22 protein-coding genes are annotated in these 22,344 nt (G+C 55.1%); 17 read left to right on the top strand and 5 right to left on the bottom strand.

Going from position 1 to position 22,344, the window contains the following annotated elements:
- Positions 1–12 precede the first annotated feature (12 nt).
- Both GRX64_RS03195 and GRX64_RS03190 read right to left on the bottom strand, forming a co-directional pair.
- Positions 13–1,701, bottom strand: coding sequence for an ABC transporter permease (locus tag GRX64_RS03195; protein WP_166263743.1), 1,689 nt, complete (start codon positions 1,699–1,701; stop codon positions 13–15).
- A 116-nt stretch (positions 1,702–1,817) separates the two neighbouring features.
- Positions 1,818–2,831, bottom strand: a complete 1,014-nt coding sequence (locus tag GRX64_RS03190; RefSeq protein WP_166263742.1) for a Fe(3+) ABC transporter substrate-binding protein — start codon at positions 2,829–2,831, stop codon at positions 1,818–1,820.
- Between the two features lie 222 nt (positions 2,832–3,053).
- Between GRX64_RS03190 and GRX64_RS03185 the strand changes: the two genes are divergently transcribed.
- From GRX64_RS03185 to GRX64_RS03175, 3 genes are all read left to right on the top strand, one after another.
- Positions 3,054–3,323 carry a PilZ domain-containing protein gene (locus GRX64_RS03185; RefSeq protein WP_166263741.1) on the top strand — a complete coding sequence of 90 codons (270 nt, stop codon included), beginning with the start codon at positions 3,054–3,056 and terminating at the stop codon, positions 3,321–3,323.
- A gap of 77 nt (positions 3,324–3,400) precedes the next feature.
- Positions 3,401–4,000, top strand: a complete 600-nt coding sequence (locus GRX64_RS03180) for a hypothetical protein (RefSeq protein WP_166263740.1) — start codon at positions 3,401–3,403, stop codon at positions 3,998–4,000.
- A gap of 158 nt (positions 4,001–4,158) precedes the next feature.
- Positions 4,159–5,526, top strand: a complete 1,368-nt coding sequence (locus GRX64_RS03175; protein ID WP_427901638.1) for an HD-GYP domain-containing protein — start codon at positions 4,159–4,161, stop codon at positions 5,524–5,526.
- Positions 5,527–5,585: 59 nt separating this feature from the next.
- Here GRX64_RS03175 and GRX64_RS03170 read toward each other — a convergent pair whose 3' ends face one another.
- The gene (locus GRX64_RS03170; protein ID WP_235937496.1) at positions 5,586–6,719 is read right to left on the bottom strand and encodes an organic solvent ABC transporter permease; all 1,134 of its coding nucleotides are present in this window, start codon (positions 6,717–6,719) and stop codon (positions 5,586–5,588) included.
- 259 nt (positions 6,720–6,978) lie between these two features.
- Between GRX64_RS03170 and GRX64_RS03165 the strand changes: the two genes are divergently transcribed.
- Genes GRX64_RS03165 through queF form a run of 3 tightly spaced genes read left to right on the top strand, consistent with a single transcriptional unit; the run spans position 6,979 to position 9,523 of the window.
- Complete coding sequence (locus GRX64_RS03165) at positions 6,979–7,917, top strand: ABC transporter ATP-binding protein (protein WP_166263738.1); 939 nt, start codon at positions 6,979–6,981, stop codon at positions 7,915–7,917.
- The gene (locus GRX64_RS03160) at positions 7,914–8,687 is read left to right on the top strand and encodes an ABC transporter permease (RefSeq protein ID WP_166263737.1); all 774 of its coding nucleotides are present in this window, start codon (positions 7,914–7,916) and stop codon (positions 8,685–8,687) included. Before GRX64_RS03165 ends, GRX64_RS03160 begins: the two co-directional genes overlap by 4 nt.
- Positions 8,688–8,701: 14 nt before the next feature.
- A complete protein-coding gene (gene queF / locus GRX64_RS03155) occupies positions 8,702–9,523 on the top strand; it encodes an NADPH-dependent 7-cyano-7-deazaguanine reductase QueF (RefSeq protein WP_166263736.1) in 822 nt (273 codons plus the stop codon).
- 20 nt (positions 9,524–9,543) lie between these two features.
- Here queF and GRX64_RS03150 read toward each other — a convergent pair whose 3' ends face one another.
- Together GRX64_RS03150 and GRX64_RS03145 are read right to left on the bottom strand one after the other, a co-directional pair.
- Positions 9,544–10,956 (bottom strand): adenylate/guanylate cyclase domain-containing protein, encoded by a 1,413-nt coding sequence (locus GRX64_RS03150; RefSeq protein ID WP_207308716.1) that lies wholly within the window; start codon positions 10,954–10,956, stop codon positions 9,544–9,546.
- 1 nt (position 10,957) lies between these two features.
- Positions 10,958–11,269, bottom strand: coding sequence for an Mpo1-like protein (locus GRX64_RS03145; protein WP_166263735.1), 312 nt, complete (start codon positions 11,267–11,269; stop codon positions 10,958–10,960).
- A gap of 146 nt (positions 11,270–11,415) precedes the next feature.
- On the opposite strand from GRX64_RS03145, the gene GRX64_RS03140 reads away from it, so the two are divergent.
- The 11 genes from GRX64_RS03140 to flgK all read left to right on the top strand — a co-directional run bounded on the left by GRX64_RS03140 (position 11,416) and on the right by flgK (position 22,328).
- Positions 11,416–11,976 (top strand): nitroreductase family protein, encoded by a 561-nt coding sequence (locus tag GRX64_RS03140; protein WP_166263734.1) that lies wholly within the window; start codon positions 11,416–11,418, stop codon positions 11,974–11,976.
- Positions 11,977–12,196: 220 nt separating this feature from the next.
- Positions 12,197–12,592 (top strand): flagellar basal body rod protein FlgB, encoded by a 396-nt coding sequence (flgB, locus tag GRX64_RS03135; protein ID WP_166263733.1) that lies wholly within the window; start codon positions 12,197–12,199, stop codon positions 12,590–12,592.
- A 31-nt stretch (positions 12,593–12,623) separates the two neighbouring features.
- Complete coding sequence (gene flgC, locus GRX64_RS03130) at positions 12,624–13,073, top strand: flagellar basal body rod protein FlgC (RefSeq protein WP_166263732.1); 450 nt, start codon at positions 12,624–12,626, stop codon at positions 13,071–13,073.
- 21 nt (positions 13,074–13,094) lie between these two features.
- Positions 13,095–13,769, top strand: a complete 675-nt coding sequence (locus GRX64_RS03125; RefSeq protein ID WP_166263731.1) for a flagellar hook assembly protein FlgD — start codon at positions 13,095–13,097, stop codon at positions 13,767–13,769.
- A 26-nt stretch (positions 13,770–13,795) separates the two neighbouring features.
- The gene (locus GRX64_RS03120) at positions 13,796–15,652 is read left to right on the top strand and encodes a flagellar hook protein FlgE (protein ID WP_166263730.1); all 1,857 of its coding nucleotides are present in this window, start codon (positions 13,796–13,798) and stop codon (positions 15,650–15,652) included.
- A 177-nt stretch (positions 15,653–15,829) separates the two neighbouring features.
- The gene (locus GRX64_RS03115) at positions 15,830–16,582 is read left to right on the top strand and encodes a flagellar basal body rod protein FlgF (protein ID WP_166263729.1); all 753 of its coding nucleotides are present in this window, start codon (positions 15,830–15,832) and stop codon (positions 16,580–16,582) included.
- Between the two features lie 78 nt (positions 16,583–16,660).
- Positions 16,661–17,449, top strand: a complete 789-nt coding sequence (flgG, locus tag GRX64_RS03110) for a flagellar basal-body rod protein FlgG (RefSeq protein ID WP_166263728.1) — start codon at positions 16,661–16,663, stop codon at positions 17,447–17,449.
- A 36-nt stretch (positions 17,450–17,485) separates the two neighbouring features.
- Positions 17,486–18,175, top strand: coding sequence for a flagellar basal body L-ring protein FlgH (flgH, locus tag GRX64_RS03105; RefSeq protein ID WP_207308715.1), 690 nt, complete (start codon positions 17,486–17,488; stop codon positions 18,173–18,175).
- Positions 18,172–19,269, top strand: a complete 1,098-nt coding sequence (locus tag GRX64_RS03100) for a flagellar basal body P-ring protein FlgI (RefSeq protein ID WP_166263726.1) — start codon at positions 18,172–18,174, stop codon at positions 19,267–19,269. Before flgH ends, GRX64_RS03100 begins: the two co-directional genes overlap by 4 nt.
- 8 nt (positions 19,270–19,277) lie before the next feature.
- Complete coding sequence (gene flgJ / locus GRX64_RS03095) at positions 19,278–20,285, top strand: flagellar assembly peptidoglycan hydrolase FlgJ (RefSeq protein WP_166263725.1); 1,008 nt, start codon at positions 19,278–19,280, stop codon at positions 20,283–20,285.
- 6 nt (positions 20,286–20,291) lie between these two features.
- On the top strand, positions 20,292–22,328 hold the full coding sequence (flgK, locus tag GRX64_RS03090) for a flagellar hook-associated protein FlgK (RefSeq protein ID WP_166263724.1): 2,037 nt from the start codon (positions 20,292–20,294) through the stop codon (positions 22,326–22,328).
- Positions 22,329–22,344 lie beyond the last annotated feature (16 nt).

Raw genomic sequence — 22,344 nt, 5'->3', positions numbered from 1 at the left:
TGCCTGCATGCACTACTGGAAGCTGCGGGAATTTCCGATCGACCTGCTCATCAGGATGATGGGCACGATGCCGGCCAGGACGATGATCAATGCCGGCAACGCGCTGTGGCTCAGCATCTCGTCGGAGGCGAACTGATAGATATAGGTCGCCAGAGTGTCGAAGTTAAAGGGCCGAAGAATCAGCGTGGCTGGCAGCTCCTTCATACAGTCCACAAACACCACCAGCGCGGCCGTCATCAGGGTGCCTCGCAGAATGGGCATGTGCACTTTGATCAATGTGCCGCCCGGGCTTTGGCCCAGCGAGCGCGACGCCATATCCATACTCGGGGTTACTTTTTGTAGGCCGCTTTCAATGCTGCCGGCTGAAACCGCCAGGAATCGCACGGTATAGGCGAAAACCAGGGCAAACGCGGTACCGCTGAACAGCAGGCCAGTGTTCCAGCCGAACCAGTCACCCATTAAACCGTCCAGCCAGTTGTCAAACCCTGCCATTGGCACAATGACACCCACTGCCAATACAGCGCCAGGCATTGCATAACCCAGGCTCGAAAGCCGCATTAATATTCGCATACCTTGGGTATCATGCAGCCGGCGGCTGTAGGCCAATGTCAGTCCAATGACCAGCGTGGTCAATGCGGCCGTACTGGAAAGAAACAGGCTGTTGAGTGCTGTGCGAACAAACTCGGTGGTCCAGCTCTGGGCAAAATATTCAATCGCATAGTGGCCCAGCACCAGGGCGGGCACCACAAAACCCAGCACCACCGGCAGGGTACAGGTAAGCGTACAGAGCATGCGTAATGGTCGCGATAGGCGGAAGCGGTAGACCGGCTGCCTGTTGTCGCGCGCAGAAAACTGTTTTTGACGGCGCCGGGAGTAGCGCTCAAGCGTGACCAGAATCAGCACGAAGGACAGCATAATGGTGGCAATCTGGGCCGCACCACCAAGGTTGCCCAGATTCATCCAGGTGTCAAAGAGACCGGCAGTGAGGGTCTGAACCGCAAAAAAATCAACCGTACCAAAATCGTTCAGCGTTTCCATCATGACCAGTGAGAGTCCAACGGCAATCGCCGGGCGTGCAATGGGCAGAACAACCCGGCAAAAGGTGCTTAGGGCGGAATGCCCCAGGCTTCGGCTCACTGAAAACAGCGAGGGCGACTGCTCCAGGAAAGCCGCTCTCGACAGCAGGTACACATAAGGATAGAGCACCAGACCGATCATCAGGGTGGCGCCGCCAAGGCTGCGAATTTCGGGAAACCAGTAATCTCTTGCATTGGTCCAGCCAAACCAGTCCCGCAATGCTATCTGGACGGGACCGGCGTAATTCAGCAAATCGGTATAAACGTAGGCAATAACATAGGCGGGCACCGCAAAGGGGAGCAGTAGTGCCCACTCAAAAATCCGCCGGCCGGGAAACTCACACATGGTGACGAGCCAGGCCGTTGACACCCCAATAAGAAGTGTCAGCACCGCAACGCCAAGCATCAGCCGAATGGTGTTATCAAGGTACCGGGGCAGTGTGGTGTCAATCAGGTGGGGCCAGATGTTTTCATCGGGAAAAAACGCAAGGTAGACGACAGAGAATACGGGCAGGGCGACGACAAACGTCGTTAACAACGCTGAGATCAACCAACGTTTTGAGGTACGACCGGCAACCAGAGGTGGGTGTGATGGATAGTCGGCACTGTCCGCAGCCTGATTCATAGGAGTCCTGTTGGAGGAACTAAGGCGCAAAGAGTGTAAACAGCGGTGCCAGGAACTGCAACGGGGTTACCCAAGGGTCTGGGTCCTGGGCCCCTGTGGGGCCCAGGACGCCGGCATCAGTTGTCGTAACCAACCCGATCGACCATTCGCACTGCCGCTTCGCGGTTATTTGCAATGGTTTGCAGAGACAGTGTGTCGGGTTTCAGTTCGCCCCAGCTTGCAACCACCCCGGTTACCTCGACCTTGGGGTTGGCTGGGTATTCCGTGTTGGCTTCGGCATAAATGTGCTGCGCCTTGCTTTCCGACAGGTACGTCATCAGCTTAAGTGCGTTGTCGCGATTGGGAGCACTTTTGGTGAGTGCGATCCCGCTGATGTTAATGTGCGTGCCACGACCGTCGCTGTTGGGGAACACCATGCGCACTTTCTCGGCGGCGGGGCGCTGGTTTTCATCTTCCAGCATGTTGCCATAATAGTAGCTGTTGCCAAGGGCCACGTCACAGACACCCTCAGCAATTGCTTTGATTTGATCCCGGTCACCGCCCTGGGGTCTGCGGGCGAGATTGTCTTTGACGCCCTGTAACCATGTTTCTGTGTCTGCTTCACCGTGATGGGCAATCATCGACGCGATCAGTGCGATGTTATACGGGTGTTTGCCGCTGCGAGTGCAGATGCGGTCATCCCACTTATTATCGGCCAATTGTTCGTACGTGGTCAGTTCGCCTTCCGCCACGCGCTCTTTGGAGGTGTAAATCATCCGCCCGCGTGTGGTCAGCGCAAACCACTTGCCTTCCGGGTGTCGCAGGTGCGCCGGGATGTTAGCCGTCAAAGTGTCGTTGTTCACACTGGCGGTCAGGTCTTTTTCGACCAACTCGTTCAATCGGGAGATATCGACAGTCATCACCAGGTCCGCAGGGCTGTTTCTGCCTTCACGGGCCAGACGTTCGGCAAGGCCATTTTTGGCAAACACGACATTCGTCTTAATGCCGGTATCTTCGGTGAAAGCGTTTAGCAGGGGCTCGAGCAAAAAGGCCTGGCGATACGAATAGATATTTACTTCTTCTTCAGCATGAGCACTCAGGGGCATAATAAGAAAAGCGAGAAGAGCGCTTGCAACCGGCTTCATTCGCATAATAGTTTGTCCTGCTGTGGGTAAGTTCCGTGGCGAGAGGGTCGCCAGCACGCTTGAAAGTGTTAACGCAAACCATTCTCATTATAATTCACCAAAAAGTCAATCAGCCTTGGTGTAAAACTCCTATATGGCGTAAATGTGCTATGATTCAACGACGTACAGACAAAGACAATAAAAGCAGGTATCCGTTCGAGGTGACTCATGCAAGGCAGGCGGCACTGAATGACTACATCTGACCGAAGACAGCACACGCGCACCGCTCTGAATGTGAAGGTCAGGGTGCGTGACTCCAATGACGAGGCCAGAATATTTGCGACCCGTGACATTTCCGACGGGGGCATATTTATCATTGTCGAAGACGGCTTTGAGCCAAGCATTGGCGACCATCTTGAAGTGCAGGTTCAGGGCTTGCCGGTCCCGGCACCGGTTCTCCCTATGGTGGTTGTGCGTAAAACTGTAGACGGATTTGGACTTCAATTTGAGGACCAGTAGGTTGTTTCGCGGCATGCCCAGGTCATAATGCCGGTTCCTTTTCGATGTGATTTAGCGACCCCATGGATGGAAAAGCAATGACACCCTTCTCACAAACGGCTTCGGTTTGCTTATTGCTGGCATCTTTGGTGTTTTCTGGCTGTGCCTCGTATTACGATCATTACGCTGTATTCCCGGCTGCAAACTCGCAAGGTGAGCCTCGCCAGGTACGCTTAAGTTGGCAAACCGCAGAATACCCGGCGTGGTGGATAGCACAGAGCGAAGCGACACCTATAACCGTCGAAAGCCAATGCAGCACCAGGGTTTGGCGTTTGTTTGACCGTACCCAGGAGGCATTCACCTCCGCCGGTGAATGCGGTGACGGCATTCGTGCATGCGGTGACCCTGAGCTGGACCGGGGGGTGTCGGATACCGGTGAAGCAATGAAAGATCAATCGGCATGCATGCGAGTGACTTCAAAGAGTGTCGATCGTATTGCAGCGCTTCCGGCTCAGTTCAAGTTAAAGGTGTCCTGCAAGCCGGCTGAGGTCTCTCAGCCGATAGGGCAGGAGAGTGAAAGCACGGATTATCTCCGGGCGTCTGTCGTGCCTTACGTCGTCCACGCTCGTAAAGTGGCTCGGGGGGGCCTGAATGGCGGAATGCCAGCGCTGGAAGATTCGGTATGTGATAAGGAATAACTCGCCGCAGGCTTATCGGGCGGACCGGTTTGCGCAGCTTCGACCGGTCGATGGATCAGCGATAGTGTGACGCCAGTCACGCTGCTACCTTTTGTTTCCTGAATACAACTTCGGTAACACTCTGTCGTCAAATGGTTACGGCGCCATACAAAACTGTAATGGACTCTTCCCGTCACTCGGTCAGAATAGGCATCGTAGCAATTTATAAATTGAGGTGTGCCGTGGGCGTTCGTCAAAAGAAGGTATCCGTACACGATCTGGAAATCGGCATGTTCGTGTCTGATTTGGATCGTCCATGGCATACGACGCCATTCCCGGTACAAGGCTTTTACATCCGATCGCTGGATGAAATCCGGTCACTGATGTCTCACTGCAAAACAGTGGAAATCGATGTTGCCGAAGTCGCAATGGCCGAAGAATATGACGAGGTCAAAGCGCCCGTCTTTGCCCGCCGAGCTAACCGTCGTAATTCTCAGAATGTTCTCCAGTTGCCACCGATAGCGGTCAGGAGTCCGGTACGCCATGATGTTGCGTCGTCGCTCAGGAAAGAACTGAAGCTCAGTGCCAATTTGTTAGGGGATGCTCGAAAGGCGTTGGACTATGTGGCCAGTTGCATCAAAGCGCACACGATCCCCGATACTCAGCGCCTTACTCGTGTTGCGAAAGAAATGACCGCCAGCATCATAAGAAACCCTGATGCGTTGCTGTGGTTGGCGAGAGTGCGTGAGCATGACGATTACACATACCAGCATGCACTTAATACGTCGGTCTGGGCGCTGGTTTGTGGGCGTCATCTTGGCCTGCAGGAAGGTCTCCTGACCCATTTGGCCGTTGGCTGTTTGCTTGCCCATGTAGGCAAGGTGGTTTTGCCGAAAGAAATCCTGGAAAACGAACACTGCCTTGATGTTGAACAATATTCATTGTTCAAAACCTACGCAGAGCGGGGCGCGGTTCAGCTTGAAGAAGCTGGCATGTCTCGGGCGGTTGTCAGCATCGTACGAGGGCATCGCGAGCGCCACAATGGATCCGGCTTTCCTGCCGCATTGAAAGGCGACAAGATTCCCTTGTTGGCGAAAATTGCGGGGCTCGTTGATCACTATGAGACCTTAATTGAGCCTCGCCAAGGCCATACGCCAATGACACCTGCCCAGGCTGTCAGTCAGTTATTTGAACAGCGTAATATTGAATTCCAGGAAGATTTGGTAGAAAAATTCATCCAGTCCATCGGTATCTACCCCACCGGAACACTGGTTGAATTAAACAGTGGTGAGCGCGGCGTGGTCGTGTCCCATTCGCCAACAAGGCGTCTGTGGCCCAGGGTAATGGTGATGACGAATCGAAACCATGAGCCATTGCGAACCGCGAAGGTAATCAACCTGGCGAGTGTCAATGAAGATCGGACGGCACAGGAGATGTTACAGATCGAAGGGTGCTTACCCTTCGGTACGGATGGTTTGAACCCTAACCACTTTGATGTAACCGGAACCGAATCCCGCTGGAACCTCAAAAAACTGGTCGGTGGTTAATTTCACCCCCGCCGACACGGTAATACCACACTGTGTGGTGTTGCCTGGCAGGCGGTCCGTTATGATTTAATGACGACCCTGATCTGTTTTTTTACCCACCGATAGTCACCCGTTGGCTTGAAGTTAATCAGAATTTCACCTTCCTCTCCGCCATCACCATCAATGAAGTACTCGACGGTCGCTGACTGTCGGTCATAAGAATGTACGATTACATTGAGTGGGTTGGTACTGATCGCCTCAATCTGATCCAGCGAAGGCTCGCCGGCAATTTTTCGAATCTGGACCTTGTGAATTCGAGTGTCGGAAGCGGGGTGCTGTGCTGTTGATGCATCCAGGTAATACTGGTTTGCGATCCGTCGGGAAACGCTGTCGAGTTCTCGCTTCAGGTACTCACGCACATCGGATAATCCGACATCGCCGATTTCGCGTTTTCCGGCCAATATTCGTTCGCGCAGATTTCGGAGGTCGTCCTGATACCTGATGTCAGGATCCCGGTCCTCATCGTTGTCAGGCGGCTCCGGGGCGTTTTCAATTTCACTTATCGTTGGCGTTTCAACGCATAGCTCGCTATCCACCGAGTAAAAGCAGATAGCATCCAAAAGGCGGTTTGCAGGTGATCCGGACGTAATCTCGCCGGTGGCCAGTCCTCGTTGAACCGGTTCGCTAAATTCCGCTTGGCCGGCAGAAAAGTCGATGGTGCTCTCCAGGCTAGGCAGCGCGACATTCAATTGACCAATCGTACGATTCCGGATGTCGACGCCTTGTCCAGAGCTTACGGATCGCTCCCAGTTCAACGACAAAATAAATCGCGTCACATTGATTACTTCCAAGGTCTCAATCAATTGTAATTCTTTCGGTTGGTGGCTCAGAAGGCCTTCATCGGTCAGCTCAGCATTTTCAAGTTGTGCGCGTACGGAGGGGACAAAATCCAATGGTGTTAAAAATCGATTGGCGGGAATCTTGCTGAACAGGGATAGACTGCCAACGCGAAGGTCTACCCGCTCACCCTGGTAGTAGCGAAACGTGCCGCGGCTGTCGGTTTTGCCAGTCTGGCTCGCGGTTTGATACTGGAGGCCTTCAACGCCGGTCGGCGTTATTTGCCCTGTTGAGCGGTCATCGCCATCGGAACCGCCGCCATCCAGACATCCGGAGAGAGCGCATGCGGAAATCAAGATCAAGTGAGCCAATTTCATGGTGGTTCGTCGCATTCCCTGGTTACCGGCCTCTCAGTGGGCGCGATTGTAAATTGTTGTAACCGTTATTATAGGGGACGCAACCCGGGGTATATCGGGATGCCTGTCGCAGTTTAGGGGATTGGCGAGCCGGCCATCGCATGCCCTGTGTCTTGAATTCCAGCCGCAGTGCCACCACCTTATGTCATTCTTCGTTCACTCTTCAATTTATGCAGGCGGCGATGCCTTGAGGTCGTTGCTGTGATAACGGGATCGTTTCATGACTAACGCTTTGCAGATCGATGGGCTCGTCAAAACCTACGGTGACGGCTTTGAGGCCTTGAAAAATATTGATCTACACGTTGCAGAGGGTGATTTTTTTGCCTTGCTAGGCCCCAACGGAGCCGGCAAATCAACGACTTTAGGGATTGTTTGCTCGCTGGTTAATAAAACATCTGGCCGCGTCCAGGTGTTTGGACACGATATCGATACCGATCTGTCGGCTGCCAAAATGAATTTGGGTGTGGTGCCTCAGGAGTTCAATTTTAATCAGTTTGAGAAGGTTTTCGACATTGTCACGACCCAGGCGGGTTACTACGGCATCCCTTTTGCCAAGGCGAAGCTATCGGCCGAACGGTACCTGCGCAAGCTTGGGTTATGGGAAAAGCGCAATTCGCCGGCTCGGATGCTGTCCGGAGGAATGAAGCGTCGACTGATGATTGCGCGGGCACTGGTGCACGAACCCCGAATGTTGATCCTCGATGAGCCGACGGCGGGTGTTGATATTGAGCTTCGTCGTTCGATGTGGGCCTTTCTGGAAGAAATAAACCGCCAGGGCACTACGATTATCCTTACCACGCACTATCTGGAAGAGGCGGAAGCCTTGTGTCGGAATATCGCCATCATTGATAAGGGGCGGATCGTCAAGCACACCAGTAAAAAGGATTTGCTTCAGCAACTCAGTGTTGAAACGTTCGTGCTGGATACCGATCAGAATTTGACGGAGCCTTTGGCATTGGAAGGTTTTACCACCCGTATTGATGGAGAGGGCGCTTTGGAAGTGGATGTGGAAAAGAGCCAGGGTTTGAATGGGGTGTTTATTGAGCTTGAGCGACACAAAATCAAGGTGCTCAGTATGCGGACCAAAGCGAATCGGCTGGAAGAGTTATTCCTCCGTCTGGTGGAAGACAATGCTGGTGAGCAGGGAGCACACTCATGAGCCCACATGCCATTTTTACAGCGTTCAGTACAATTGTTGTCAGGGAAGTGCGTCGATTTACTCGAATATGGCCGCAAACACTGCTGCCACCGGCGGTCACCATGACACTGTATTTTGTGATATTCGGCAACCTGATTGGCTCACGCATTGGTGATATGGGGGGCTTCAACTATATGGCCTTCATTGTGCCTGGCTTGATCATGATGTCAGTGATTACAAGCTCTTATGCCAATGTGGTGTCGTCCTTTTTTAGTATGAAATTTCAGCGCAGCATTGAAGAACTGTTGGTTTCGCCGGTACCCAATTGGGTTATTTTGCTGGGTTATGTGGCGGGCGGCATGACCCGCGGTCTCGGTGTGGGGCTGATTGTCACACTGCTGTCATTGGCGTTTACCCAACTCGAAATCCACAACCTGCCGGTGATGATTCTGACGGTTTTCCTGACCTCGGCACTGTTTTCGCTGGGCGGCTTTATCAATGCTATGTTAGCCACCAAATTTGATGACATTTCAATTGTTCCCACCTTCATTTTGACGCCGCTTACCTATCTCGGGGGGGTGTTCTACTCAATTGACCTGTTGCCGGCGTTTTGGCAAGGGCTGTCGCTGATTAACCCGATTTTGTACATGGTGAACGCTTTTCGGTATGGGATATTAGGGGTATCCGATGTCAATGTCGGGCTGGCATTGGTTATGATCGTGCTGTTCATCACCGTTTTGTCCATAATCTGTTTGCGTATGCTGCAGCGTGGCAAAGGCATCCGACACTGACTCAGGAACCCGCTATGGCTCTTATTGATGCGCCACTCGGTAAAACCAGCGACTACCCCGATCGTTATAGCCCGGAATTGCTATTTCCGGTCCCCAGGGATGACAATCGTCGCAGGATCGGACTGGAGGATGGCCGCTGGCCCTGGTTTGGCGAGGACTTGTGGCAAGCCTGGGAACTATCCTGGCTCCGGCCCAATGGCGTTCCAGCGGTTGCCTGGGCGGAGATTCGGGTACCGGCCGCATCGGCCGCACTGATTGAGTCCAAGTCGCTCAAGCTTTACCTGAACTCGCTGAATCAGGCGACGTTTTCTTCGGTTGATCAGCTAATGGAAGTCATTGAAGGCGATTTGTCGAGCGCCAGTGGCGCGGCGGTCCGGGTGACACTGCACAGCGTCGACCAGACCTCGGAAGCGTTGGGGCGTCCCGAAGGTTATGTGCTCATCGATGACGAGCCAGTGGATTCCGTGAGTTACCAGTATTGCCCGGAGGCCTTGGCGGCAAAGGGCGGCAGTGTTGTGACTGAGCGGCTGTGTTCGCATCTGCTGAAAAGCAACTGTCCGGTGACCGGCCAGCCGGACTGGGGAACACTGCTGGTTGAGTACACAGGGCCGAAGGTGGAGCACTCCGGGTTGTTGAAATATGTGGTGGGGTTTCGACAGCAACAGGATTTTCACGAGCACTGTGTGGAAACGATTTTTACCGACATCATGACCCAGTGCCGGCCGGACCAACTCACCGTCTGTGCCCGTTATACCCGACGCGGGGGCCTGGACATCAACCCCTGGCGCAGCACCTCAGCTGGAGAGGCCCCGAGTGGTCGTCTCATACGCCAATAGCGTGGCGCGATAGTTACCTCTCAAGCATCCTCTTGTCGTAACCGGTCGGCGGCGTCTTCCAGGGCCGATAGAATGGCCTGGCGCTCGCGATCGGTTACCTTCTCCGAGTCGAGATACATGGCAAAGCCGCTGTGTTCGTGCTCAAGAAAACTGCGGTTGGGCCCCAGGTCGCGGCGGAAATCGACAACTTCGTAGATGGGAACTGGCCGACCGAAGCCCTTGACCGTAATTTCGCCTTTGTCCCGGCACATTATGCAGTCTTTGATTAGCGAAAAGGTCTCGTAAGAGACCAGTATTTCGCCTGGCTCCGCAAGCGACTCCAGACGACTGGCAAGGTTTACTTCTTTGCCAATGATGGTGTAATCCATTCGGTTTTCGGCGCCGAAGTTGCCGACCGTGGTGTAACCGGTGCTGATGCCCATGCGGATTTCCAGCGGGGTCTTAATGCCCTGGCTGCGCCATTTTTGCCGCATGATTTTCATATGCTTGCGCATATCGATGGCCATGGATACGCAAGCCGAGGCATCTTCCCGTTGACCGCGGCTGGTAGGATCGCCAAAGAAAATCATAATGGAGTCGCCGACGAATTTATCGATGGTTCCACCGTACTTAAGGGCGACTTCCGACATTTCGTTAAAGTAGTGATTCAGAAGCTCCGTCAATGCTTCCGGCTCCATTTCTTCTGACAACTCAGTGAAGCCTTTGATGTCGGAAAAGAAGATCACCAGCTTTTTGCGCTGGGTCTCCAACCGTACGTCGCGCTCACCGGTAAAGATCGACTGCCAGACCTGGGGCGACAGGTATTTGGAGAGCTTATGGGAGAGTGCTATGGATTGTTCCCGCTGATTCTGGATTTGAGTCTTCGCCATCATCAGTGCCCGCGCCTGCTGATGGGAGTAAAAAGCCGTTACGCAGATGTAGAGCCCGGTCGCCAGCATGGAAACGATGCTGAGCATCAACGGGGATTGAAAGGTATCTGACGTGCCGCAGATGGCAACGGCTGTAACAGCGGACGAGAGCATGAACAATGAACCCAGCAACCATTGCCGTACCCCGCCAACGATCAGGCCGCTGAACATAAGCATCAGCACCACTGCGATCGTGGGTATGGCAACCAGGCCAATCACACCCACGAACGCCCCGCCGATGACACAATCGATCAACAGCATTTTCTGGCGAATGCGGGCCGACCGTTTCAGGCAGGTTCGCCGGGTCAGGTAATAAACGACGTGCGGCCAGCTCAACGCGCCGGCCAATAGCCACGCCATCCAGGGTGCAAATGCACCGTCCCAGAGGCCTGTCACGATCACAGCGGCGGTGGCGGTATACGCCATTATCCGGCCTTTGTAATCGGGCATCGGAGGAATGGCGATGGGGTTATTCTGTGCGTCCAGCACAATTGATTTGCTCACAGTTAGTGGGGCGTTCATCATGTTAAAACCGAATGCGGCCTGTCAGCATATCCTTCAGCATGACCCAGTCACCCAACAGGCTGTAGAGCGGGTATTGAAAGGTTGCAGGGCGATTTTTTTCAAATACAAAATGACCAAACCAGGCAAAGCCGTACCCAATTACTGGCAGTAGCAGCAGGTAGAGCCAGGTTTGAGATGCCAGGGCATAGAGCGTAACCGCCAGGACCAGAAAACTGCCCATGTAGTGCAGTCGTCGACAGGTCGGGTCGCTGTGTTCTTCAAGATAGAACGGATAAAACTCAGAAAAACAGCTAAATTTTCGATTGTGACTCATGGTATCTCTACCGGATTATTTGTTGTTTTTGGTAGGGGTAACTACGACTAAAGGTTAACAGTATTGCCTGTTAGTCACAATTTAATTGCGACTGGGTTCCCACCCAAGTATTCGTGAACGTACCGACCAGAATAGCAGGGATTTGAATGACTGACGTAATTGATGCAATCCTGAATCGAGCTTCTCAGCCGCGACTGGCACTTCCCGCACCGGATCAGGCGACTCTCGACACGGTGTTTGAGTGTGCCGCAAGAGCCCCCGACCATGCGCTGCTGAGGCCGTGGCGTTATTTAGTGATTGAAGGGCAAGGTCTGGCTGCATTGGGAGAGGTGTTCGCCCGCACCGTTGACGATCCGGACAACCCCCTGGCCGGTGACAAGGAAAAACTACGGCGATCGCCCCTGCGGGCTCCAATGATCATTGTTGGCATTACCTGCTACAAAACTCACCCCAAGGTGCCTGCGATCGAGCAGACCATGTCCTCTGCAGTGGGCCTGGGCTACGTATCGCTCGCCCTGCAATCGGCGGGGTATGGCGTCATGTGGCGTACCGGTGCCCTGGCGTATCATCCTTTGGTGCATCGCGCATTGGGCTTAACCGAGGATGAAGCGATCGCCGGCTTTTTGTATGTGGGCACGGCAGAGTCGGAAAAACCTTCCGTGCCCCGTCCGTCAGTTGCCGAGTTCGTGCAGCGTTGGCCGGCGTAACCGTCAGGGTTTGCACACGGGGAGGAAAGCCATTGCCGCTTTTCACCTGTTTGCCGCTTTCTCTCTGCTCTTCCCATCGATATCCAGGATTGCCCATCCCGCCCCGTGCGCCATTTGGCGCCAATCTGTAAAACTGGCATTGCTGTTGCTTTGGAACTGTTAACGACGCATTTGCCGGCACCCATCGACCGGTAACCAGTCAAACGGTCCGGAGGCCTCCATGGCAATCTCATTCGACAGCGCATTAGGAATACACGAGCAGGCACTGCAGGCTCGTGTTAAACGAGCGGAAGTTCAGGCCAATAATCTTGCCAACGCCGATACGCCGGGTTTTAAGGCGCGTGACATTGATTTTCAGGCCATGTTGCAGCAGGCGACGGCCTCGCAAGGCCTACAGATGCAAACCTCTCATGAGGGTCATATGGGGCTGGGCGGGGGCACTGAAGGCAGTGAGCTGCTTTATCGTCAGCCACATCAACCTTCACTGGATGGTAATACGGTCGATGCCCAGCAAGAGCAGAGCCGTTTTATGCGCAATGCCATGGACTATCAGGCCAGTTTTCAGTTTTTGAACAGTAAATTTACAGGGTTGACCAAAGCCCTGACCGGCCAATAAGCCCGTCGTAGCATGAGACAGGAGAGTTACTATGTCACTCGGTAGCATTTTTGATATTGCCGGTTCTGGAATGACGGCGCAGTCGTTGCGACTGAATACCACCGCGTCCAACATCGCCAACGCTGAAACTGCCAGCTCCAGTACGGACACAACTTACCGTGCCCGAAAGCCAGTGTTCGCGGCGATACAGCAAAGCATGATGAACCCCGGCCAGAACGGTTTGAGTTTTGGTGGCAATGACGGCTCAGGCACCGGCGTTCAGGTTGAAGGCATTGTGGAAAGCGACGCGGAATTGCAGATGCGCTACCAGCCCGAGCATCCGGCGGCCAATGAAGACGGCTATGTGTTTTACCCCAATGTCAATGTTGTCGAAGAGATGGCGGACATGATGTCGTCGTCCCGCAGTTTCCAAATGAACGTTGACGTCATGAATACCGCAAAGTCGATGATGCAGCGCATCCTGACCCTTGGGCAGCAGTAACCACGCATTGAGGAATTTGCCATGAGTACGGTGAACGGTACCGCAGCATCGGATGTTCTGAGTCAGTACAGGACCAAAGACCAGGGTGCTGGTCAAAGTGGTGAGCTCGGTAAAAACGAGTTCATGGAGCTGATGATTGCCCAGCTTAAAAATCAGAATCCGTTGGAACCCCAGGACAACGGTGACTTCATCGCCCAGTTGGCTCAGTTCAGCTCACTCGAGGAGATGCAGTCGCTCTCGGGCAGCGTTGACGACGTTGTCGGTCAGTTTCGCTCTACCCAGGCTCTGCAAGCTTCAGCCATGGTGGGGCGCACGGTGCTGGTGCCGTCCGGGGGTGGTTTGCTGGGCGCTGCAGGTGAGATCAAAGGCGCGGTCAATGTGCCATCCACGACCTCCAGTCTCCGGGTTTCAATCATTAATCAGGCGGGCGAACGCATTCGTCAGATCGATATGGGCGCAAGCCAGCCCGGTCAGGCCAGTTTTGTCTGGGACGGTAAGAACAGCAGCGGAGCGGCAATGCCGGCGGGACCCTATCAGATTGTGGCCGAGGCCTCTTATCCGAGCGGCACTGAACAGTTGGGTACGGTGGTCAGCGCCAATGTCGACAGCGTTTCACTCGGCAAACAGGGCAGCATCACGCTGAATCTTGCCGGCATGGGCTCAATCGGGTTGTCCGATGTTCAGCAGATCAACTAACCAGGTTAGAAAAGACGAGGTGTGGTATGGCGTTCAATACAGGACTTAGCGGTTTACGCGCTGCATCGGTTGACCTGGATGTCACCGGTAACAACATTGCAAACGCGAGCACGGTTGGTTTTAAAGGAAGCCGGGTTCAGTTCGGGGATCTCTACGCGAACGGGTTTCTCAGTTCGGGCTCCAGCCCGATTGGTGACGGCGTTCGGGTGCAGGACGTCCAGCAGAGCTTCGCCCAGGGTAACATCAGCTTCACTGACAACGGCCTGGATATGGCTATAAATGGCGACGGTTTCTTTGTCCTGAACAACGGTGGCGAGGTGCGCTATTCCCGCGCCGGTCAGTTTGGCATCGACAAAGACGGTTTTGTCACCAATAACCAGAACATGCGCGTTCAGGGCTTTCAGGCCGACGATGACGGCAATCTTTCCGGTATTCGTGGTGACTTGCAGGTCGATACGGCCAATCTGGCACCCCAGCGCACGACCAACATCGAGTCAGAGCTGAACCTGGATTCCAGGGAAGGGGTTCTGGAAGTCAGCGGCACTCGGGTGCAGACCGCACAGCCGGCCGTAGGGACGTCCACAACCGCTCAAACGCTGACTATCACTTATTCTGATGGGTCAACTCGAAACGTGTCTGTCCCGGCAGGCAGTGAGGCCAGCGCAACTGCAGATCTGTTGAACCAGCAAGATGATATCAGCGCCTCGGCGCGCACGGAGTACACGCTGGCCGCATCGGAAGTGCAGGCGGGAGAAACGGTTACCGTCCAGGGTACGGACTTTGATATTCCGGCGGGTGAGCCCAATCCCATTGACTGGTTACGAGATGCTCTGAACAACTCACCATTGAACAGCGTAAGCGCCACCATCGATGGCGCAGGCGATCTCCGTATTGTCGAAAGCCGGGGCAATGATCTGACCGTGTCCTACCAGTCGGGCGCGGGTATCGTAACGGAAACTCAGGTCGGCAGCGTTAATATTACCCTTGGCCGTGATGTCACCCTGACGTCGGATGGCAATTTGCTGGCCGGTTCGTCTTCGCAACCGTTCAGAACCAATCAGTTTGATCCCAACGACCAGGGCACCTATAACCACGCAACGTCGACCACAATCTACGACAGCCTGGGTAACCCTCACGAGATTACCCAGTATTTCGTAAAAGAGCCGGTAACCGGTGGCGCCAGTGTCTGGGCGATGTACGTTCAGATTGACGGTGAAGATGTCGGGGATCCGCCGTTGCCCACGGGCGGGCCGTCACCGGCTCGCTACGAGTTGCAGTTTAATACCGACGGCACGCTGGAGAGTATTGATGGCAACCCCAATGGCGAGGTTTTGATTTCAAACTGGACCCCGCTGGATTCCAATGGTGATCCCAATGGTTCGTCAGGTCCCTTGTTGATCAGCAGTGGCGGCGTCACCCCCATTCCAGATCCGCCGACCAGCTCCAACTTCGTCATTAATCTGGAGGATACCACGCAGTTTGGTAGTGATTTCGGCGTCAATGACCAGCGGCAGAACGGTTTTGCCACCGGGCGGTTGTCCGGGCTGGATGTGTCGGACACCGGCATTTTGTTTGCCCGCTATACCAACGGCCAGTCTCAAACCCTGGGCCAGGTCGCATTGGCCTCATTCAACAACACCACTGGACTGGCGCCGGTTGGTGAGACCACTTGGGTGGAAACCTTTGATTCAGGCCAGCCCATTATTGGCCGCCCAGACACTGGTACCCTTGGGGCGATCAAGGCCAGTTCGGTGGAAGAGTCCAATGTGGATCTCTCAGCGGAATTGGTAAACCTGATCATTGCCCAGCGGAACTACCAGGCCAACGCAAAGACCATTGAAACTTCGGATGCGGTCACGCAAACCATCATCAACCTCCGTTAATCAAGTGGCAGGACACCAGATCAAGAGCCCGGGCCCGGGCCTTAGCAGGCCGGGCTCGCGACAGTGTCTCCTGACGCCGCCCAATCCCCCTGACGTTCTTCATTAAGCTTTTGTCCACAATGGCACGACTCCTGCATTAACCCTGCTATCAGTCAAAATTCCGGCAGGAGTTGTCCTATGGATAAGTCGATCTTTATTGGTATGTCCGGCGCCAAGCAAACCATGCTGGCTCAGCAGGCCCATGCCAATAATCTGGCCAACGTTACCACCACGGGTTTTAAAAGAGATTTTGCGCAAGCTCGCAGTATGCCGGTTTATGGAGAGCATTTTCCGACCCGGGCCTACGCCATGACCGAGCGCCCCGGCACTGACATGAAATCGGGTGCGCTGATCCAGACCGGGCGCGACCTCGATATTGCCATGAACGGTGATGGCTGGATGGCTATCCAGAACGACAATGGCGAAGAAGTCTTTACCCGCGCCGGCAGCCTTCAAATCGATGTTAACGGGCTGCTGCGAACGTCGGGAGGCGAAATGGTGCTCGGCAACGGTGGCCCGGTCGCACTGCCACCCTATGACAAGGTGTTGATCGGAGCTGACGGGACCATCTCCATTGTTCCTGTTGGGGGAGCCGCCGGCCAGCTGGCGGAAATTGACCGCATCAAACTGGTTGACCCGCCCAGGGGCGCCTTGGAAAAGGGGCAAGATGGCTTCATGCGGCGCAAGCCTGACCAGGCACTGGTTGGCCCAGAGCCGGCGGAGGCGGACCTACGGATCACCTCCGGCTTTCTGGAGAGCTCCAACGTGAACGCGGTCGAGGAAATGATTTCCAATTTGCAGCTGTCCCGTCAGTTCGAAATGCAGGTGAAAATCATGCAGACGGCGGACGAGAATTCCGAGGTTACGGCACGGCTGTTGCAGAATCTCTAATAAGACACGAAAACCGGAGCCTTTTGGCTGAAAGCGGCAAAATTTCGCCGCCAACGGGGTTCAACGAGGAGTAAGGATATGCATCCAGCATTGTGGGTCAGCAAAACCGGGTTGAGTGCTCAAGACACCAACATGACCACCATTTCCAACAACCTGGCTAACGTCAATACCACCGGCTTCAAGCGAGATCGGGCGGTGTTTCAGGACCTGCTGTACCAGGTAAAACGGCAACCGGGTGGGCTATCGACCGAAAACTCCGAGTTACCGTCAGGCCTGCAGCTTGGTACCGGTGTCCGGGTGGTGGGAACCGCCAAGCAATTCTCGCAGGGCAACTTGCAGGTAACGGATCAGCCCTTGGATATGGCGGTGAATGGTCGCGGCTTTTTCCAGGTGTCATTGCCGGACGGCGAGATCGCCTATACCCGGGATGGTCAGTTTCAACTGAACTCGGACGGCGATGTTGTGAACCCGGATGGCTATCTGCTGGAGCCGAACATTAATGTGCCAGAGAACGCCACCACGGTGACGATCGGCAAAGACGGTACGGTGTCAGCGGTGGTCAACAACCAGGCTGCACCGGTCAACCTCGGTAACATCACGCTGGTGGATTTTGTTAATCCGCAAGGCTTGCAGGCGATGGGTAACAATCTGTACCGCGAGACCAATGCCAGCGGTGACCCCACCGAGGGCGAGCCCGGTATTGCCGGTCTAGGTACCGTCGAGCAGGGCGCCACTGAGGCCTCCAACGTTCAAGTGGTCGAAGAGCTGGTCAACATGATTACGACCCAGCGGGCCTACGAAATGAATTCCAAGGTCGTTTCGGCAACCGATCAAATGCTGCAGTTCATCACCAATAACATTGGTTGATCTGGGCGCAGCGCGAACAGAATGAGGGTGATGGCGATGGCAGGCTTGCGCAGACAGTCAGCATGGGTGATTGGTGTAACAGCGGTGTTGATGCTGCTGCAGGGTTGCACCGCCGTCAGCCGTCCGCGGGCCATGCCTGACGATCCGGCGTACGCGCCGGTCAGGGCGCAAGCCATGATGCAGCGAGATGCCAGTTCCGGCTCGATCTATCAAAGCAGCCGTAACTACAATCTGTACGGCGATACCATTGCGCTCAACGTGGGGGATGTCCTGATGGTGACGCTGCAGGAGTCTACCCAGGCCAGCAAAAATGCCGGCAGCAGCATCACCAAGGACAATGACATCTCCTTTAGTGATGGCAGCATTTTGGGCCGCACGGGTTTGAATCTGGGTACTGATCTCAGCCTGGAGCGGGATTTTGAGGGTCAGGCGGAAGCAGATCAAAGCAATAGTCTGGCCGGCAGCATCACCGTGACGGTGACCGAAGTGCTGCCCAACGGTGTGTTGCGGATTCGAGGTGAAAAATGGTTGTCACTGACCACGGGCGACGAATACATCCGCCTGACCGGGATGGTACGGCCAGAAGACATTACCCCCAATAACACCATTGCGTCCACGCGCATTGCCGATGCCCGGATTTCTTACGGCGGCACGGGTGACTTCGATCAAGCGAACCAGATGGGCTGGCTGGCCCGGTTCTTCAACAGTGAATGGTGGCCGCTATGAATTTGCGTCGCGGGTGTGTTGCAGCGCTGGTATTGGTGTTGCTGTCAGCGCCGGTGCTGGCGGATCGTCTGAAAGACATGGCGCGCGTGAAAGGTGTGCGTTCCAACCAGCTCGTAGGTTACGGACTGGTGGTCGGGCTTGATGGTACCGGGGACAAATCACCGTTTACCAATCAGACCTTTCGCAACATGATGACCAAATTTGGCGTCACCATCCCGGAAGGCACCAACCCCAATCTGGCCAACGTGGCGGCGGTGACAGTTCACGCCAGCTTACCCCCGTTTGCCAAGCCAGGACAGGATTTGGATATCACTGTCTCGTCAATCGGAAATGCCGACAGCCTTCGCGGCGGCAGCCTTCTTATGGCTCCTTTGAAGGGGGCCGATGGCAAGATTTACGCGATGGCTCAGGGCAGTCTTGTCGTGGGTGGATTCGGTGCCGCCGGTGCCGATGGCTCGAAAATCACCGTCAATGTGCCCAGCGTAGGACGTATTCCCAATGGCGCGACCATTGAGCGGGAGGTGATATCTCCGTTCGCCCAGGGCGATACCATTACCTTTAATCTGTTGCGTCCTGACTTTACGACCGCTCGCCGTGTGGTTGAGGTGATTAATGAAACGCTCGGAGCAGGAATGGCTTACGCGCATGATGCGACGTCGGTCTCCGTCAAAGCACCTCGTGATCCCTCACAGCGGGTGAGCTTTCTTTCGATTCTTGAGAACCTGGACGTCAACCCCGCCGAGGACGCCGCCAAAGTCGTCATTAACAGTCGCACCGGTACCATTGTCGTCGGTCAGAACGTCAGGGTCAGCCCGGCCGCGGTGACCCACGGCAACTTGACGGTGACCATTCAGGAAAATCTGGATGTCAGTCAACCGAATCCCTTTACCGATGGGGGCACCGTGGTGACGCCGAATAGTCAAATTGCCGTGACGGAAGAGCCGGCAAGAATGTTCCAGTTCGGGCCTGCCGTTACTCTCAATGAAATTGTGCAGGCTGTGAATCAGGTAGGGGCCGCCCCCGGTGATGTCATGGCGGTGCTGGAAGCGCTCAAACAGGCCGGCGCACTGCGCGCCGAGCTGATTGTGATATAGGTGAAGTGATGCAGGACAGCCGTCTTCAGCAAGCCCAGGTCTATACCGAATTCAGCGGTCTCAACGCGCTGAAAGCTCAGGCGCGGACGGATGAAAAATCGGCACTGGAGCAAGTGGCCAAACAGTTCGAAAGCTTGTTCGTCTCGGAAATGCTGAAGTCCATGCGCGCGGCCAATAAAGTGTTGGCTGAGGGTAACTACCTGAACAGCAGTCAGTCGGAATTCTATCAGGATATGTTTGATAGCCAACTGAGCTTGAGTATGTCTCAGCAGCGAGGTCTGGGGCTATCAGAAGCGTTGGTGCGACAGCTCAGTCGTCAGATTCCCGGCATGTCGGAAACCGGTGAGAAGCTAACTGGGCATCGCGCCCAATTGGCCGATTACGATCGCAGCCTGCCTAGCCTGTCACCAAAGTTACCGGAGCAACTACGCCAGGTTAACCAGGTGATTGAAGCTGGCGTCATGCAATCTCCGGCAGCCGAACCTGCCGGCGCCGACCTACCAGTTCGGTTTGAGTCCCCCGCAGCGTTTGTTCGGCAACTGCTACCGGTGGCTGAACGTATTGCCGATGAGAGCGGCCTGAATCCTCGCCTTATGGTGGCCCAGGCTGCGCTCGAGACTGGCTGGGGCAAACACATGATCGAGAGCCGTGAGGGCGCGCCCAGCTTTAACCTGTTTGGCATCAAGTCGGATAGCCGTTGGCAGGGTGAGTCTGTGGACATCGCAACAACCGAGTATCGAGAGGGTGTCGCCATGAGTGAGCGCGCGGCCTTCCGGGCTTACCCCAGCTTTGAGGCCAGTTTCCGGGATTACGTCGCGTTTCTTGAAAGTAACCCCCGGTATCGGGACGTACTGGCATCAGCTGATGATCCAGCGCGTTTTGCCGATGAGTTGCAGGCCGCCGGGTACGCGACAGATCCCGAGTATGGCGCGAAAATTCGACACATCCTGGCCGGTGAGGCGTTTGAAAACGGCACAGATTCTTCTCTTTCACTGAACCAGGGTTCTGGGGAGTAAACGGCTATGGCGGGTCTCATCAATATCGGCCTGACAGGGGTTTTGAGTCATCAGTCGGCCCTCAATACCACCGGTAACAACATTACCAATGCCAATACGCCAGGCTATAGCCGCCAGGAAGTGGTTTTCGAAACCCAGCCCGGCCGCCAAACCGGGGCGGGTACCATTGGCTCGGGCGTTACTATTACCGATATCCGGCGGCTCGCCAATGAATTTATCACCGAGCAAGTGCGCACGGATTCGTCGCTGTTTAACGAGCAGGACACCCTGCAGCGTGAACTGACCCGTCTGGACAACCTGCTCGGTGGCGAGCGTACCGGACTGAACGATGCACTGAACAATTTTTTTGCCAGCATTCAAAGTGCGGCAGAGGATCCTGCGGCATTACCCCAGCGCCAACTGGTGCTCAGCGAGGCCCAGGGCGTGGTCAATCGGTTCCAGTCTTTGTACTCAGAATTTGTTCAGCAACGTCAATCGGTGAACGCACAGATTGAGGCCAATACCTCGGACGTTAACGCGCTACTCTCAAGCATTGCCGAGTTGAATCTGGCGATCTCAGAATCTCCAGGGCTCGCCCAGGGGCAAGAGCCAAACGATCTGCTCGATAAGCGGGATGAAAAGCTTCGGGAGCTGTCGGAGCTTATGAAAGTCCGGGTTGTCCCCAGTGAGGGTGGCCAGGTCAATGTGTTGATGAGCAATGGCCAGGCACTGGTAGTGGGAGGGGAGGCGTCCCGATTATCCACCCAGCGTAGTGACGAAGATCCCACCGCCCTGCAGTTCAATCTCGAAACGGGCGGTCGAATCCGCGACGTCACCGAACAGGTCGTCGGCGGCAAACTCGGAGGGCTTCGCAGCTTTCTCTCTGACGCATTGGACCCGGCATTCGATGAGTTGGGGCGCATTGCCATAGCACTATCCGATCAGATTAACCATCAGCATCAGATTGGTATGGATCTGGAGGGTGATCTGGGTGGCCTGTTTTTTACGGATATAAACAGCGTCAGTGCACAACTTGGCCGGGTGACCGCCAATGCGGGCAATCAGCAACCCAAGGACGGTGTGGTCGCGGTTGAAATTACAGACAGCTCGGCGCTCATCGGCGGTTCGTTCAGACTGCAGATTACCGGGAATACTGGGCAAAACTATGAACTGGTGGATCGGGCAAGCGGTGAGATTGTGCGCCAGGGCCCGGTGCCTTCGCCGCTTCCGGCCGAAATTACCATGCCGGGGTTCAACGTTCGGATCGAGTCCGGCACGTTCAATGAAGGCGACAGTTTTCTGATTCGGCCAACACGATCGGGGGCCACCAACATAGAGCTCCAGGTTGAGCGCGAGGAAGACATCGCACTCGCCAGCCCGATCAAGGCCGAGGCTGGCGATGGCAACGCAGGTGACGGGGAGATATCCCAAGGCATCATGCTGGACGTGAGAAACCCTTTGACCAATGTGCCGCTGCCGGCATTCAATACCCGTGGCGAGTTGTCACCGCCGTTGATGGTGCGTTTTATCAGTGATACCCAGTACGAGATTCTGGACGCCACCGACCCAACCAACCCACAACCGTTGACGCCGCCGGTGAGCGGGCAAAGCTTTCAGGCTGGGATATCGAACAAGCTGTTCTCGGAGGATCCCAGGGATGACAATTACCGGGGTTTTCAATTCACCGTCAACGGCAACCCCCAGGCTAATGATGTTTTTTTGATCAACTATAACGCTGATGGTATTTCAGACAACCGTAATGCTCAGTTTCTGAGCGGGCTGGCAACCGCCAACACGATGAACGGCGGAAATCAAAGCTTTACGGAAGCCTACGGCGGCTTGGTGGAACAGGTCGGGGTGAGCACCCGCCAGAGCCAACTGGACCTGGATGCCGGGGCCGCATTATTGGAGCAGTCGACCAACCAGCGAGAGTCCATGTCCGGTGTCAATCTGGACGAGGAGGCTGGCAGGTTGATCCAGTATCAGGCGGCTTACAACGCCTCCGCACAGGTCATGAGCGTGGCTCAGGATCTATTCGACACGCTCCTGAGCACCTTTCGCTAGGTTGAGGTAAACGGCC

Source organism: Marinobacter caseinilyticus, assembly GCF_011074955.1.
GTDB classification, from domain to species: Bacteria; Pseudomonadota; Gammaproteobacteria; order Pseudomonadales; family Oleiphilaceae; genus Marinobacter; species Marinobacter caseinilyticus.
Note: the sequence above shows the minus strand (reverse complement) of the source record. Positions and strands in the feature narration are given on the sequence as shown.

Excerpts from the sequence above, each read along its gene's own strand:
- GRX64_RS03195 (WP_166263743.1), bottom strand. The coding sequence starts at position 1,701 with ATGAATCAGGCTGCGGACAGTGCCGACTATCCATCACACCCACCTCTG.
- GRX64_RS03190 (WP_166263742.1), bottom strand. The coding sequence starts at position 2,831 with ATGCGAATGAAGCCGGTTGCAAGCGCTCTTCTCGCTTTTCTTATTATG.
- GRX64_RS03185 (WP_166263741.1), top strand. The coding sequence starts at position 3,054 with ATGACTACATCTGACCGAAGACAGCACACGCGCACCGCTCTGAATGTG.
- GRX64_RS03180 (WP_166263740.1), top strand. The coding sequence starts at position 3,401 with ATGACACCCTTCTCACAAACGGCTTCGGTTTGCTTATTGCTGGCATCT.
- GRX64_RS03175 (WP_427901638.1), top strand. The coding sequence starts at position 4,159 with ATGGACTCTTCCCGTCACTCGGTCAGAATAGGCATCGTAGCAATTTAT.
- GRX64_RS03170 (WP_235937496.1), bottom strand. The coding sequence starts at position 6,719 with ATGAAATTGGCTCACTTGATCTTGATTTCCGCATGCGCTCTCTCCGGA.
- GRX64_RS03165 (WP_166263738.1), top strand. The coding sequence starts at position 6,979 with ATGACTAACGCTTTGCAGATCGATGGGCTCGTCAAAACCTACGGTGAC.
- GRX64_RS03160 (WP_166263737.1), top strand. The coding sequence starts at position 7,914 with ATGAGCCCACATGCCATTTTTACAGCGTTCAGTACAATTGTTGTCAGG.
- queF (WP_166263736.1), top strand. The coding sequence starts at position 8,702 with ATGGCTCTTATTGATGCGCCACTCGGTAAAACCAGCGACTACCCCGAT.
- GRX64_RS03150 (WP_207308716.1), bottom strand. The coding sequence starts at position 10,956 with ATGATGAACGCCCCACTAACTGTGAGCAAATCAATTGTGCTGGACGCA.
- GRX64_RS03145 (WP_166263735.1), bottom strand. The coding sequence starts at position 11,269 with ATGAGTCACAATCGAAAATTTAGCTGTTTTTCTGAGTTTTATCCGTTC.
- GRX64_RS03140 (WP_166263734.1), top strand. The coding sequence starts at position 11,416 with ATGACTGACGTAATTGATGCAATCCTGAATCGAGCTTCTCAGCCGCGA.
- flgB (WP_166263733.1), top strand. The coding sequence starts at position 12,197 with ATGGCAATCTCATTCGACAGCGCATTAGGAATACACGAGCAGGCACTG.
- flgC (WP_166263732.1), top strand. The coding sequence starts at position 12,624 with ATGTCACTCGGTAGCATTTTTGATATTGCCGGTTCTGGAATGACGGCG.
- GRX64_RS03125 (WP_166263731.1), top strand. The coding sequence starts at position 13,095 with ATGAGTACGGTGAACGGTACCGCAGCATCGGATGTTCTGAGTCAGTAC.
- GRX64_RS03120 (WP_166263730.1), top strand. The coding sequence starts at position 13,796 with ATGGCGTTCAATACAGGACTTAGCGGTTTACGCGCTGCATCGGTTGAC.
- GRX64_RS03115 (WP_166263729.1), top strand. The coding sequence starts at position 15,830 with ATGGATAAGTCGATCTTTATTGGTATGTCCGGCGCCAAGCAAACCATG.
- flgG (WP_166263728.1), top strand. The coding sequence starts at position 16,661 with ATGCATCCAGCATTGTGGGTCAGCAAAACCGGGTTGAGTGCTCAAGAC.
- flgH (WP_207308715.1), top strand. The coding sequence starts at position 17,486 with ATGGCAGGCTTGCGCAGACAGTCAGCATGGGTGATTGGTGTAACAGCG.
- GRX64_RS03100 (WP_166263726.1), top strand. The coding sequence starts at position 18,172 with ATGAATTTGCGTCGCGGGTGTGTTGCAGCGCTGGTATTGGTGTTGCTG.
- flgJ (WP_166263725.1), top strand. The coding sequence starts at position 19,278 with ATGCAGGACAGCCGTCTTCAGCAAGCCCAGGTCTATACCGAATTCAGC.
- flgK (WP_166263724.1), top strand. The coding sequence starts at position 20,292 with ATGGCGGGTCTCATCAATATCGGCCTGACAGGGGTTTTGAGTCATCAG.